This window comes from Pedobacter sp. (assembly GCF_965249885.1).
GTDB lineage: Bacteria > Bacteroidota > Bacteroidia > Sphingobacteriales > Sphingobacteriaceae > Pedobacter.
In genome coordinates, this window is sequence record NZ_OZ252254.1 from 3,806,795 (window position 1) to 3,819,984 (window position 13,190).

The 13,190-nt window shown below is 39.1% G+C and carries 10 protein-coding genes and 1 other RNA gene; 3 read left to right on the forward strand and 8 right to left on the reverse strand.

All coding sequences use genetic code 11. The features are described 5' to 3' along the window. Nucleotides 1–54: 54 nt before the first annotated feature. Entirely contained in the window at nt 55–987 is a 933-nt protein-coding gene (locus ACY2A0_RS16170) for a DUF6602 domain-containing protein (RefSeq protein ID WP_461790407.1), read from the reverse strand. Nucleotides 988–1,350: 363 nt separating this feature from the next. Here ACY2A0_RS16170 and ACY2A0_RS16175 point away from each other — a divergent pair, with 363 nt between their 5' ends. Together ACY2A0_RS16175 and ACY2A0_RS16180 are read left to right on the forward strand one after the other, a co-directional pair. Beyond that, nucleotides 1,351–2,838 carry a recombinase family protein gene (locus ACY2A0_RS16175; RefSeq protein ID WP_461790408.1) on the forward strand — a complete coding sequence of 496 codons (1,488 nt, stop codon included), beginning with the start codon at nt 1,351–1,353 and terminating at the stop codon, nt 2,836–2,838. Between the two features lie 10 nt (nt 2,839–2,848). Next, nucleotides 2,849–3,016 (forward strand): hypothetical protein, encoded by a 168-nt coding sequence (locus tag ACY2A0_RS16180; protein ID WP_461790409.1) that lies wholly within the window; start codon nt 2,849–2,851, stop codon nt 3,014–3,016. Between the two features lie 135 nt (nt 3,017–3,151). Here the strand turns inward: ACY2A0_RS16180 and ssrA are convergent. The 3 genes from ssrA to ACY2A0_RS16195 form a co-directional block, all read right to left on the reverse strand. Further along, nucleotides 3,152–3,520, reverse strand: a transfer-messenger RNA (tmRNA) gene (gene ssrA / locus ACY2A0_RS16185). Between the two features lie 418 nt (nt 3,521–3,938). Further along, complete coding sequence (locus tag ACY2A0_RS16190) at nt 3,939–5,138, reverse strand: pyridoxal phosphate-dependent aminotransferase (protein WP_461791699.1); 1,200 nt, start codon at nt 5,136–5,138, stop codon at nt 3,939–3,941. Nucleotides 5,139–5,206: 68 nt separating this feature from the next. Beyond that, nucleotides 5,207–5,599 (reverse strand): DUF1573 domain-containing protein, encoded by a 393-nt coding sequence (locus tag ACY2A0_RS16195; protein WP_461790411.1) that lies wholly within the window; start codon nt 5,597–5,599, stop codon nt 5,207–5,209. 141 nt (nt 5,600–5,740) lie between these two features. Between ACY2A0_RS16195 and ACY2A0_RS16200 the strand changes: the two genes are divergently transcribed. Then, nucleotides 5,741–8,164 (forward strand): alpha-ketoacid dehydrogenase subunit alpha/beta, encoded by a 2,424-nt coding sequence (locus ACY2A0_RS16200; RefSeq protein ID WP_461790412.1) that lies wholly within the window; start codon nt 5,741–5,743, stop codon nt 8,162–8,164. A 75-nt stretch (nt 8,165–8,239) separates the two neighbouring features. Here the strand turns inward: ACY2A0_RS16200 and aroC are convergent, their stop codons facing one another. The 4 genes from aroC to ACY2A0_RS16220 all read right to left on the reverse strand — a co-directional run bounded on the left by aroC (nt 8,240) and on the right by ACY2A0_RS16220 (nt 12,976). Beyond that, entirely contained in the window at nt 8,240–9,337 is a 1,098-nt protein-coding gene (gene aroC / locus ACY2A0_RS16205; RefSeq protein WP_461790413.1) for a chorismate synthase, read from the reverse strand. A 146-nt stretch (nt 9,338–9,483) separates the two neighbouring features. Beyond that, on the reverse strand, nt 9,484–10,758 hold the full coding sequence (aroA, locus tag ACY2A0_RS16210) for a 3-phosphoshikimate 1-carboxyvinyltransferase (RefSeq protein WP_461790414.1): 1,275 nt from the start codon (nt 10,756–10,758) through the stop codon (nt 9,484–9,486). Nucleotides 10,759–10,917: 159 nt separating this feature from the next. Further along, nucleotides 10,918–12,060 carry a chorismate mutase gene (locus ACY2A0_RS16215; RefSeq protein WP_461790415.1) on the reverse strand — a complete coding sequence of 381 codons (1,143 nt, stop codon included), beginning with the start codon at nt 12,058–12,060 and terminating at the stop codon, nt 10,918–10,920. Between the two features lie 82 nt (nt 12,061–12,142). Continuing rightward, on the reverse strand, nt 12,143–12,976 hold the full coding sequence (locus tag ACY2A0_RS16220) for a prephenate dehydratase (protein WP_461790416.1): 834 nt from the start codon (nt 12,974–12,976) through the stop codon (nt 12,143–12,145). Between the last annotated feature and the right edge of the window lie 214 nt (nt 12,977–13,190).

The window sequence follows — 13,190 nt, forward strand, 5'->3', positions numbered from 1 at the left end:
TAATGTATCTGAATTTGGCTGGGGCTTGTTTAAGTTGGTTGGAATAATAAATTCTTATAGATATTTGAAATCTTCAGGATAAAAATAGTTTGGATGCCTTCCAATCTTTTTGAATTCTGTGACATTATGTTCTGAAAAAATCTCTTTTATAGGCCAATACCGTCCAATGCCACCACCGCCTGAGCTTATGGCATTTTTAAAATATAAGGCCAAACTCCTTAATCCCTCATGTTCTTTGCTCAGACGATGCAACATGGTTTTTAACGCTGTTGCGATCGGGATCGCAATATCTCTATCCGCAACTTTAAAATGACTTTTTCTCTGATCAGACCAGTATGAGGTCATTATGCATTCGCCTGATTCCAAATCCTCATGGTTGACATGGGGTGTTAATGACTTCTGCGCAATCCAACAGCAAGCGTCAGCTATACAAAACAAATCGGGCATTTCGATAGGCTTGGTAACATGTTTTAAATCATTGGTATAAATTGACAGACCAATACTCTCAATAAGCTCTTCGTTTTTCCAATTGCTGGAATGAGCAAGCAAGCCAACGAAAATTGGACTATTGGTTTCTTCATATATATTTCGGTAGCTCCTAAGTGGCTCCATGTTCTTAATGGAAGCAACTGTTTGGAAAAATTTGGAAAGATGGGCAGATTTTAAAGTTATTTTACATTCAAATACAGCTAAAACACCACCAGCAAGGTATAGTTTTTTATCCATCAACGCTTTCGGATACTCAGGCTTCAGTACAATAATATCAACCTGCGGACTAGCCTTACCCTTACTGTCTATGATTCTGCCTTTAGTAACAATCTGAAAAATGGGTGGCAACCAGTTCTTTAAAAGGCTAGCCCAGTTTTCCTCACCCTGATCACCGGCCGTACCAGGGTCTTCTTTTGCTCTTTTTTGTATCCTATGATATTCATTTTCGATTTCCCTTGAAGCGCCAAAAAGAAAATCAGTTAAGTCTTGATTGCTCATTATTTAATTTGTATAAAATTATGATTAATATTTTCATTATCTCAACTTGTTCACAAACATAAACTATCAACCCATACCAAATCTGTTCTCTAATATTTCCCTGTTCGGTGCCATTGCCATCCGTAACAATTTTTTAACCTGCTTATCGGGAATCTTGAGCTTTGACCATTGATTGAAAACCTGCTCTATTTCTCCGCTCAACTGATTGATAATATTTGAACTTAGATTTGGTTTGCACCCTTTAAGGCACTGGCTGTCGGATTGCCCGTTCGTAGGTTGATATGGAGCCGTTTAACGGTCTGTTCGATAACTATTACAGCAAAGTAACGTTCGTTTTAAATTAACCAATTAAATCAAAAAGATATGAATGTTGTAGGTTATTTGAGACTGAGTACAAGGGATCAGTCCAAATCTTTGGAATACCAGGAAAATATTATAAGGAACTATTGTGAAAACAATGGTCTTAATATTTTAGAAATTTTTAGCGATAATGGACAGGATAGTTACACTTTCGATAGACCAGATTATCTCGCCCTTGAAGAATTCATCAGGACGCACAAGGGGGAATGTCAGTACTTGGTTGTACTGGATCATGACAGGTTCAGCAGGAATCTACCAGAAGCGCTGATCAAGATTGCCGAACTCGAGAAAAAATATGGTGTAGTTGTTATTTCAACTAACGAAAGAATTGGGATGAACACGGCCGATCCTGATGTTTTCATGAAAAGAGCTTTTGATTACCTCATGGCAAACCATGAACTTCTTAACATCAGAACAAGGGTTCGACAAGGAATCCTAAATGCCAAGGAACATGGGAGATATCTCGGGAAGGCTCCTTATGGTTATCGCAACATAAAATCCGATAAGGAAAGTTATATCAAAATAGATCACGCACAAGCAAAAGTGGTACGAAAAATATTCAGGGATTACCTCCTTAACATTCCCTTACCTATCATACATACAAATGCAAGGGATATCGGCTTCCATAACCATGGGAAAAATGCAATATATAATGTGTTAAAAAATTGCACCTATGCGGGACTGGTCAAAATCCCCTCGTATAAAGATATACCTGAAAGGTATGTGAAAGCCATCCATAGCCCTATAATATCTGAAGAGGATTTTTTGAACGTCCAACAGAAGCTTTCAAAAAAGCAGCCAAGAAAAAGTAGGTTAGCGGCAGATTTTCCTTTACGTGGTGTGCTCAATTGTCATTGTGGAAGGCATCTAACGGCCGCATGGTCAAAAGGCAGGTCCAAATATTATTTGTATTATAAATGTACGGGACATCATAATCTAAATATTTCGGGCGATATCATACATCGAAAGTTCGAGGCGATACTCAAGAATATACACTTTCTGCCCCATCAGGTCCATCTGATCAACCAACTTGCCAAACCATTATTGAAAGCTTCAAGGATTGCAGAACAGAGAATCGACATGGAAAGGAGCAGAAAAAGAAGATTGATCGAGAGAAAGATCTTACAGCTTGAGGAAAAATTTATAGATAATCTCATAGAAAAGCCTGTTTATGATAGATGGAATATAAAATTGAGATCAGAATTATCAGAACTTGAGGAGAAACTATGGGAAAGCAAGCACAGAAAAAATTCGCTACAATTGGAAATCAACAGTCTTCTTTCGGACAAGTCTAGCCTCTACCGAATATATTCCAGCTGTAATACCGAACAGAAGCAGGTTTTAGTGCATTGTCTGTTTCGGGACAAACTTACCTGGGACAAAGAAGGCTTTTCCAGTTCTTTTTTTGACGCATCATTCAACCACGACCTAAAACAATTGCTCAGGATGAAGTTATTTTCTATGACTCGAAAACAAAGTATAGATATTTAAAATTTTAGACATGAGAAAAGCAAAAAGAATATCGATGCGTTCACTAGCAGTCGACAACCAACAGGAACTCTATGCGCTGGAAACAATAGCTGAGTTGATTGTAAAAATATCCCTTTCCAATTTTAAGAGCAAAACATCCCGTGAAGAAAAGGTGAACACAATAAAAAAAGAGGTATAATGAACATCGAACCGCAACAAAAACACAAACAGTTGAAAATCAGTAGCTTTAAACTCTGTAAAAAACCTAAGAGAGATAATTTATAAAAGAAATAAAAATGAAAAAGCCTTAACTATTAAATAGTTAAGGCGATTTAAGTGGACCCGAAGGGAGTCGAACCCTTGTCCAGTTGTGTGATAAAGTATGCTTTCTACATGTGTAGCTTCCCTTTAATTGTCGGGAGAGGGAAGGTGGGTCGCGTACCTGTACCGTTCTCCGTATTTGCTAAATTTCGCCTTTAGTTAGCAACGTAGTAAAGGCTAGTTCTGCAGTTCGATGCCTCTGATGTTAAGCCGCAAAACAGAGCCTAACGAGACAAAAGCTTGCGTAATTCTAAATTAGGCAGCTAAGGCGTAGTTATTTTCGCCAATTATTGTTTTGAACGTTCTCTTTAAAGTGCTCTCCGTACAACGCACTACATGCTTACATATTCAGCGCCACCCTGTCAAATCCAGGAACGGGCCCAATTAAGTTGGAAGTTCCACTGTAATCAGTTCAACTTGCCAAACTAAGTGCAAAAGTACAAAAAAAATGCCAGTTTGTCCGCTTAAAGATGATTTTCGAGAAAAGCAATTGATGTGGGCCTTATTAAACTGCAGTCCCGCCATCGCTTCAAGTCCGCTCCCCATCTCCGGCCTCCGCAATGCGGGCTTTCTCGCTAAGCCGGGTTTAGTTTACAACGTGCAGTAGCTTTTGGCTGGGCAGCCCCTCATGTAGCTTAGTAGCATTGCGATTGCCTATTAGCCCCGATTGACGCGAATGCCGATTTTTATCGGCAGCAGCAAAAAGCGGGACTTTCGTTGCCGATGATAGCTTGCAACTGCGCTCCAAAAAAAAAGCCACACCTTATCAAGCGTGGCTAATTTTTTATGAAGATTAACTACTAAAGTGTACGTCCCGGATACTGGCGTAATGCCAGCTCTAAACAATCCATGGCTGCATTCAAATCATCAACATTAAGCACGTAAGCCATGCGAACTTCGTTTTTGCCAGAACCAGCTGAAGAATAAAAACCCGTTGCCGGAGCCATCATCACCGTAGCATTGTTATGCGCAAAACTTTCTAAAATCCACTGACAAAATTTATCCGCATCATCAATAGGAAATTTGGCAACTACATAAAAAGCGCCTCCCGGATTAGGGCAATAAACGCCTTCAATATTGTTCAGTCTGTTTACTAAGGTATCTCGGCGTAACGTATATTCTTTATTCACTGCCTCGAAATAGCTATCCGGAGTGTCTACTGCAGCCGCCCCAGCAATCTGCTCAACCATACCAGGACTTAAACGTGCTTGCGCAAATTTTAACCCAGCAGCAATAATATCTTTATTTTTAGTGATTAGGCAGCCTAAACGTGCGCCGCAGGCACTGTAACGTTTAGAGACGGTGTCCATTACCACTACGTTTTGATCTAATCCGTCCAAATGCATTGGAGAAATAAACTCACGACCGTCGTAACAAAACTCACGATAAGCTTCATCTGAGAATAGGAAAAGATCGTACTTTAAACAAAGCGCTTTCAAGGCATCTAATTCCTCTTTTGAATACAAATAACCGGTTGGGTTATTTGGGTTGCAGATAATAATTGCTTTTGTTTTCTCCGTAATTAGCTTTTCAAACTCGGCAATAGGAGGTAAGGCAAAACCATTTTCAATATATGATAAGATAGGCTTAACCACCACGTTGCTCATGCAGGCAAAACCGTTATAATTTGCATAAAAAGGCTCGGGAATAATAATTTCGTCACCTTCGTTAACACAAGTTTGCATGGCAATAGTGATAGCTTCTGAACCGCCAACAGTTACCAATATGTTTTCTGGAGCGATATTGTAGCCCAGCTTATTATAATATTCTGTAAGTTTTTTTCTGTAAGCCAACGTTCCTTCAGACGGAGTATAGGCCCAAACATTAAAATCAATGTTTTTAATGGCGTTTAGCATACCTTCTGGAGTTTCAATATCTGGCTGTCCAATATTGAGGTGGTGTACTTTTTTTCCATCAGCTTTAGCTTTATCAGCAAATGGAGTTAGTTTTCTAATGGGTGAGGCGGGCATCTGTAGCCCTTTTTCAGATATTTTTGGCATGGCACAAAAATATAAAAACCCCGTTGTAATAACGAGGTTTTCAATTAAAAATGTTGTATTGCTTTCTGTTATTTAGTAGCTCCAGCTACTGTTTCTCCTTTTAGATAAAGTACTTTAGTGCTGGTTCTAGCATTTGAAGTAACAGTAACAGCCATATTGAATGGAAGAGGTGATCCAGATTTTTTTACTGTAACTTTTATGTAACCTTTTTCTCCTTTTTTAACCGGAGTTTGGGTATACTCACCAACTGTACAACCACATGTTGGCTCCACTTTGGAAATGATCAAAGGAGCGTCTCCTTCATTAGTGAAGTTGAAAGTATAACTCACTGCTTGGTCTAATTTTATTTTGCCAAAGTCGTGAGTTTCAGTATCAAACTTAAATTCTGCGGGTTTTGATTGAGCGTTAGCAGTAAGGCCTAAACCAACTACGGTAACTAGTAAAATAAGTAGCTTTTTCATTGCTGTTAATTTGTGTTTAGTATATAACAAATGTACTGTTTATAAGTTAAAACAAAAAGTATTCCAAATATTATTTGCCCATATCCTTAATGCTGAATTAGAAAGAATCGTATCTTTGACACTTGACCAATTTTATAGCTTATGGTATCATCAGGGAAAATTATCGCCAATGAAATTGATGCTTCAGAACTCACTTTTGAAGATTTTAAAGCTATCGTTATCAACGATTATAGGATTGCCGTTGAAAGTCGTCAAGCAAGTTTATTGGGCCGAAAAGAAGTACTTACAGGTAAAGCCAAGTTTGGGATTTTTGGTGACGGCAAAGAGCTACCTCAGTTGGCGATGGCTAAGGTATTCAAGAAGGGAGATTGGCGTGCTGGATATTACAGAGATCAAACTTTTGCCTTTGCAACTGGGATAGCCACAGTTAAGGAATTTTTTGCTCAACTTTATGCAAATCCCGATGTAGAAGCTGATCCAGCTTCAGCTGGTCGCCAAATGAATAGCCATTTCTCCACTAGGCTACTAAATGATGACGGTACTTGGAGAGATCAAACGACCGTTAAAAATACCTCTTCTGATATTTCGACAACAGGTGGTCAAATGGCTCGATTGTTAGGCTTGGCTTACGCTTCTAAATTATATAAAGAAAATAAAGAACTTGACTACCTTAAACATTTTTCAGTAAATGGCAATGAGGTAGCTTTTGGTACTATAGGTAACGCTTCAACCTCTGAAGGGGTGTTTTTTGAAGCCTTTAACGCCGCAGGTGTTTTGCAAGTACCTATGGCGATTTCCGTATGGGACGATGGTTATGGAATTTCTGTTCCAGCCAAATATCAAACCACTAAAGAAGATATTTCCGAAGTGCTAAAAGGTTTTCAACGTGGTGAAGGAACCAATGGTTACGAAATTTTTAAGGTAAAAGGTTGGGATTATCCAGGCTTATGTGAAACCTACCTTAAGGCGATAGAAATTTGCAGAACAGAACATGTGCCTGTTTTAATTCATGTTACAGAGGTTACGCAGCCTCAAGGTCATTCTACTTCGGGCTCACATGAGCGTTACAAAAGCAAGGAACGTTTGCAATGGGAAAAGGAGCATGACTGCATCCAAAAGATGAGAGAATGGATGTTAGAATCTGCAATTGCTACTGAAGAAGAACTTGTTGAGTTGGAAGAAACTGCTAAGAAATTTGTTAAAGAGGTACAAAAAGAAGCGTGGAATGAATTTTTAGATACCATTAAGCAAGAACAGGCTGATGTAGTTCGTATGATCAATAACTCGGCCAATGGTGATCATCAATTAAGTAAGATTGCCGCACAATTAGCCTCTACACATGATGCTTTAAGGCGTGAGGTGGTTTCATCTGCTCGTAAAGCGATAAGGCTAAGTGTAGGTAAACCTTCAGCGGAACGTGAAGAATTGGTGAAATGGTATGAAAATAAAACGAAATATTATGCCGAGTTATACAATTCAAAATTGTTTACGGATGGTGTTGAAAGCCCATTTAAGTTAACACAAGTGCCCGTTGAATATAGTGAGACAAGCAAAATGCTCGATGGAAGAGAGTTGTTGAATGCTTGTTTCGATGCGAATTTCTCAAGAGATGCTCGTTTAGTAGCATTTGGCGAGGACCTAGGTTACATTGGTGACGTAAACCAAGGATTTGCCGGATTACAAAATAAATATGGCGAATTACGTGTTATAGATACAGGAATTAGAGAAGCAACTATCATTGGTCAAGGGATTGGATTGGCGATGAGAGGATTGCGTCCTATAGCTGAAATTCAGTACCTAGATTATTTGCTGTATGGTATTACGGTAATAAGTGATGATTTGGCTACCTTATCTTATCGTACCAAAGCTGGACAAAAAGCACCATTGATTATAAGGAGTAGAGGACATCGTTTGGAAGGGATTTGGCATTCTGGATCACCAATGGGAATGCTTTTAGGAAGTTTAAGAGGAATACATATTTGTGTACCTCGTAATATGACTCAAGCCGCTGGGATGTATAATACGCTATTTAGATCTGACGAACCGGCGTTGGTCATTGAGTGTTTAAATGGCTACCGACTAAAGGAAAAATTGCCTGATAATGTTGGCGAATTCACGGTTCCGCTTGGGCAAGCAGAAATTGTTAAGAAAGGCAGTGATATTACCGTGGTAAGTTATGGCTCTACTTTACGTTTGGTAGAAGAGGCTGCGGAAGAATTAGCAATGTTAGGGATTGATATCGAAGTGATTGACATACAAACACTATTGCCTTTTGATTTATCGCACCTTTGTAAACAATCGTTACAAAAGACAAATAAATTGCTAGTTGTTGACGAAGACGTGCCGGGTGGAGCAAGTGCTTTTATCCTGCAACAGCTGTTGGAAGTGCAACAAGGCTACTATTTATTGGATAGCAAACCACAAACTTTATCAGCAAAGGCACACCGACCACCTTATGGATCAGATGGTGATTATTTTTCAAAACCTTCGGTTGATGATATCGTAGAGGCTGCCTATGCGATGATGAGCGAAACTAATCCAGATCGTTATCCGAAAATATATTAATAAACAAAACGAGTATAAAAAAGAATGGGCGATAAATTATCGCCCATTCTTTTTATGTTGCAATTTCAGCAATGTTTAAAGCCTGCTTATTTTGTTTCGCAGTAAATGGTCGGCTAAAACCAGAGCAGCCATTGCTTCTACAATTACTACCGCTCTTGGCACAACACATGGATCGTGACGGCCTTTCCCTTTAATTTCTGAAGCTTCGCCAGCGGCGTTAATGGTTTGTTGATTGTGCATGATGGTTGCCACAGGTTTAAATCCAACTTTAAAAGTAATGTCCATTCCGTTGGAAATGCCTCCTAAAATACCACCAGCATGGTTGGTAATGGTTTTAAAATGATTTTCTTGCTGAGATTTCGGTAATGGAATATCATTATGCTCTGATCCTCTCAATTCAGTACCCTCGAAACCTGAGCCGTATTCAAAGCCATGCACCGCATTAATGCTTAACATCGCTTTGCCCAAATCTGCATGTAGTTTGTCAAAAACTGGTTCGCCTAAGCCAGCTGGGCAGCCTTTAACAATACAAGCAATTTTTCCACCGACGGTATCTCCATCTTTACGGATGCTATCGATAAACTCGATCATTTCGTTTGCAGAAGCAGGATCTGCACAACGTACAATGTTGGCTTCTCTTAGTTCTAGTAGTTCTGCAATATTATCACTTTCTAAGTTAGGAGCGTTAATTTTTCCCACGGCAGTAACATGTGCAAAAATATCGATGCCATGATGTTTTAATAGCAGTTTGGCCACTGCACCTGCAGCAACTCTTGCAGCGGTTTCTCTTGCCGAAGAACGACCTCCACCGCGGTGGTCACGAATCCCATATTTCGCATCGTAAACATAATCCGCATGGCTAGGACGATAAACATCCACATTGTGCCCATAATCTTTACTACGCTGGTCTTCGTTGGGAATCAGCATGGCGATAGGTGTACCCGTACTTTTTCCTTCAAAAGTTCCGGAAAGTATTTGAACAGTATCGCTCTCTTTTCGTTGCGTGGTAATTTTCGATTGTCCCGGCTTTCTTTTATCTAGTTCCGACTGTATAAAATCTAAATCGATGTTTAGTCCCGCAGGACAGCCGTCTAAAATTACACCAATTGCCACGCCATGAGATTCGCCAAAGGTGGTGATGCGAAAAAGTTGTCCGAATGAGTTGCCTGCCATTTTTTATAGTATTGAGTATTGTATTGACTATTGAGTTACTCTTGTACAATACAGGTTGCTTTATTGTTTAATTGTTGTAAGGTTGAAAGTTGTAACGTTGCTCAGACCTTTCCTAGTTAATTTCTATCCCTTTTGGGGAGAGATGCCTACAAGGCAGAGAGGGGTTCTACTTGAAATCCCACTTTCTTCAAGTCTTCCCAAAAGTAAGGATAAGATTTCTCAACCACGTTAAAGTCCTCAATTTCTAATTCTTCAATTAATAGAGCTAAAGGGGCGAATGCCATCCCCATACGGTGGTCTTCGTAAGTGGCAATGCTCACTTTCTTCGGGAAATTAAGTCCAGAACAGTCCAAAGTGTAAATTAAATTGTCTTCATTTAACTTGACGCCAATTTTCGCCAACTCATTTTGCAATGCGGCAACGCGATTAGTTTCTTTTATTTTTAAGGTTTCTAGGCCTGTAAATTTCATGTTTAATCCCAAAGCAGCTGCAATAACCACTATGGTTTGCGCTAAGTCCGGACAAGTTTTTAAATCTAAAACTTCTTCGATTCCCTTAATAGCTTGGTCTTTTTTGAAAGCAATACCATTATTCGTTTTTGTTGTGCTCACACCAAAAATTTCCATAATTTTTTGGATCTGACTATCGCCCTGTAAGCTTTTATCCCGTAAATATGGTAAGCTAATTTGGGCGTCTTTTGCCAAAGCCACAATGCTGTACCAATAAGATGCTGCACTCCAATCTGGTTCTACAATTAGAGTTGACGATTTATAATTTTGATGTTTGATGGTAATTAAATTTCCATTCCATTCGTGAGAAATACCGCACTCGGCTAGCATTGCCAAGGTCATTTCCACATAAGGTTTTGAAGTCAATTCACCAATAATTTCCAAAGTTAAACCTTGTGGTAGGGTTGGAGCTAACATCAGCAAAGCTGAGATATACTGGCTACTGACATCACCTTTAATTTGGATATGTGAGCTTGTTTGCGTTAGCGGTCCGTTGATAGAAAGTGGTGGAAATCCTTCTTTTTCAGTATAATTGATATCTGCGCCGATGTCTTTTAACGCTTCGGCTAAAATGCCAATAGGGCGTTGTTTCATACGCTCTGTACCTGTTAGTAGGAAATTTCCGTTTTTGGCAGAAAGGTAGGCGGAAAGAAATCGCATTGCGGTGCCCGCTGGGCCAACGTCAACGGTCTTTTCGGTATTGCTATCGCTTTCATGAGTGTCTAAATCAGATAAGATAGCGTTTAAAGTAACGGTGTCGGCAGCATTTGATAAGTTTTCTACTTTTACCAGGTTATTGCTTAGCGACTTAATAATTAGTGCCCTATTACATTCACTTTTAGAGCCTGTTAATTGTATTTCCGCTTGTATGTTTTGTGTTCCTTTAAAAGAAACTAGTGCATTTTTATGCATAGGATTGGTTTGTGATTCGGTTGGTATTTAAGGTATTCTGCTTAGAGATTGCTTCGTGCCTCGCAACGAAGCAATTTTTTGTCGGCATCGCGACGAGGAATGACGAAGCAATCTCCTTGACAGATTTATCCTAAAAAATGAAGTGAAACTTAATGCGCTTTAAGCTTTTACTTCTGCATGTTGTTCGGCTGCAATTCCTTCTTGTGTAACTTTGCCAGCATTTAAAATCTCGGTTTGCTTACGAATAGATTCGCCGTGTACCAATTCCAAGAACTTTTCGGTAAAATGCTCATCTAATTTCAAAGCTTTAGCAAAAGCGGTTCCTTTTTTAAGGATTTCATCCCAACGGTTAACTTGCAATACAGTTACTTGGTTGTCACGTTTGTATTCGCCAATTTTCTCCACAATCGACATACGCTCGCCCAATTTCTGCAATAACAAATCATCAATTTTATCAATTTGTTTACGTAGTTCAGCCAATTTGTCAACAAAAGCTTCGTTTTTAGATTCCGGCTCACGTACAGTTAAACGATCCATCAATTCGCTTACTGCTGCCGGAGTTAACTGTTGTTTTGCATCAGTCCAGGCAACTGAAGGATCTAAGTGCGATTCAATCATCAGCCCTTGCATATCTAAATCTAATGCTTTTTGTGAAATGTAAGGAATCAATTCACGGTTACCGCAAATGTGGCTAGGGTCGTTAATAATTGGCAATTCAGGGCAAAGGGTTTTCAATTGAATAGCCATTTCCCACATTGGTTCATTACGGAATGATGATTTTTCAAATGAAGAGAAACCGCGGTGAATAGCGCCAATTTTTGTAATACCAGCTTTGTTGATACGCTCAATTGCACCTATCCACAATTGTAAATCTGGGTTAACTGGGTTTTTGATCAATACTGGAATATCGTGTCCTTGCAAAGCGTCCGCAATTTCTTGAACTGTGAAAGGATTCACTGTAGAACGTGCGCCAATCCAAAGGATATCAACACCAGCAGCTAAAGCTTCTTCTACGTGTTTCGCATTAGCTACTTCAACTGCAGTAGGTAGTCCGGTTTCTGCCTTGGCACGTTTTAACCATTCTAAACCAATGCTGCCAATACCTTCAAATTCTCCCGGACGGGTACGTGGTTTCCAAATCCCAGCTCTTAATACACTTACTTTTCCAGTTGCTGCTAGTAAGTGTGCGGTAGTCAATAATTGATCTTCAGTTTCTGCACTGCAAGGGCCTGAAATTAATAAAGGTTGGTTGTTTGCCGTTAGCCAATTTTCTAAAGGCTCGATGTTCAAATTTAGTTTCATTTTTTAGGATATTATTTTATTTACGATTTACGATTTACGATTTACGATTTACGATTTTGTTTTATTGGTACTTAGCCACTGTTTACACCTTATCATTCTTAACGTATTCGCCCATGATGTTAAAGTTGACGGTGTATTTTAGTACTTTTCTGATGGCAGTATCATAGTTTTCAATATTTTTCCATTCGATATCTACGTAGAAATAGTATTCATTTCTACGGCCAAGGACCGGCATCGATTGGATTTTTGTTAGGTTGACATTTAGTTCAGCAAAGATTTGCAATACTTGGGCCAATGCGCCTACATGGTGACCAACCTGAAAGCAGATTGATGCTTTATTGATTCCTTTTTCCACTTCTGCTTTATCTTTTCGAAGGATTAAAAAACGGGTAAAATTCTTTTTGTTCGATTCTATTCTTCTTTCAATGATATCTAGCCCATAAGTTTCTGCAGCTAAAGCGTTAGCAATGGCTACGGTGTCTTTAAGTTGGCCATCTCTGATTTTTTTTGCACAAGCGGCAGTGTCATTTCCCTCTATAACTTGTATCTGTGGAAATTCTTCAAAAAAATCAACGCATTGCCTGATGGCGATAGGATGGGAGGTAGCTATTTTGATATCTTCAAATTTTACACCGGGCAACGCAAGCAAGTGCAGCTGGATAGGTAGGTAAACTTCGCCAACTACAGCAAAATTGTATTCGCGAATTAGCGTATAGTTAGGCAATAGACTACCTGCAATAGAGTTTTCTATGGCCATTACCACATAGTCAGCTTTGTCATCATCCAATACATCACAAGTTTGTTTAAACGAATTGCACTCTACTGTTTCTATGTCTCTGCCGAAAAATTTGTAGGCTGCTTCTTCGTGAAATGATGCTTTGATACCTTGTATGGCTACCCTTGTTTTTGTTTTCATAATTGCTGTAAACAAGAAAGGTCCTGACTTTTTAGCCAGGACCTTTTTGTATGTTTTAAAATATGTTGTTATACTTTAAGCATATTAGTCCTGGCTCTTACTAAAGTAGTAAAAGTAACCGAACCAATATGTAGTATTAAAATTCATTTCTTGCTTTATGGTGTCAAATGTACACCAACAAATTTAATTTGTCAATACCTAAATGAAAATAATT

Excerpts from the sequence above, each read along its gene's own strand:
- ACY2A0_RS16215 (WP_461790415.1), bottom strand. The coding sequence starts at position 12,060 with ATGAAACTAAATTTGAACATCGAGCCTTTAGAAAATTGGCTAACGGCA.
- aroA (WP_461790414.1), bottom strand. The coding sequence starts at position 10,758 with ATGCATAAAAATGCACTAGTTTCTTTTAAAGGAACACAAAACATACAA.
- ACY2A0_RS16175 (WP_461790408.1), top strand. The coding sequence starts at position 1,351 with ATGAATGTTGTAGGTTATTTGAGACTGAGTACAAGGGATCAGTCCAAA.
- ACY2A0_RS16170 (WP_461790407.1), bottom strand. The coding sequence starts at position 987 with ATGAGCAATCAAGACTTAACTGATTTTCTTTTTGGCGCTTCAAGGGAA.
- ACY2A0_RS16180 (WP_461790409.1), top strand. The coding sequence starts at position 2,849 with ATGAGAAAAGCAAAAAGAATATCGATGCGTTCACTAGCAGTCGACAAC.
- ACY2A0_RS16190 (WP_461791699.1), bottom strand. The coding sequence starts at position 5,138 with ATGCCAAAAATATCTGAAAAAGGGCTACAGATGCCCGCCTCACCCATT.
- ACY2A0_RS16200 (WP_461790412.1), top strand. The coding sequence starts at position 5,741 with ATGGTATCATCAGGGAAAATTATCGCCAATGAAATTGATGCTTCAGAA.
- ACY2A0_RS16195 (WP_461790411.1), bottom strand. The coding sequence starts at position 5,599 with ATGAAAAAGCTACTTATTTTACTAGTTACCGTAGTTGGTTTAGGCCTT.
- ACY2A0_RS16220 (WP_461790416.1), bottom strand. The coding sequence starts at position 12,976 with ATGAAAACAAAAACAAGGGTAGCCATACAAGGTATCAAAGCATCATTT.
- aroC (WP_461790413.1), bottom strand. The coding sequence starts at position 9,337 with ATGGCAGGCAACTCATTCGGACAACTTTTTCGCATCACCACCTTTGGC.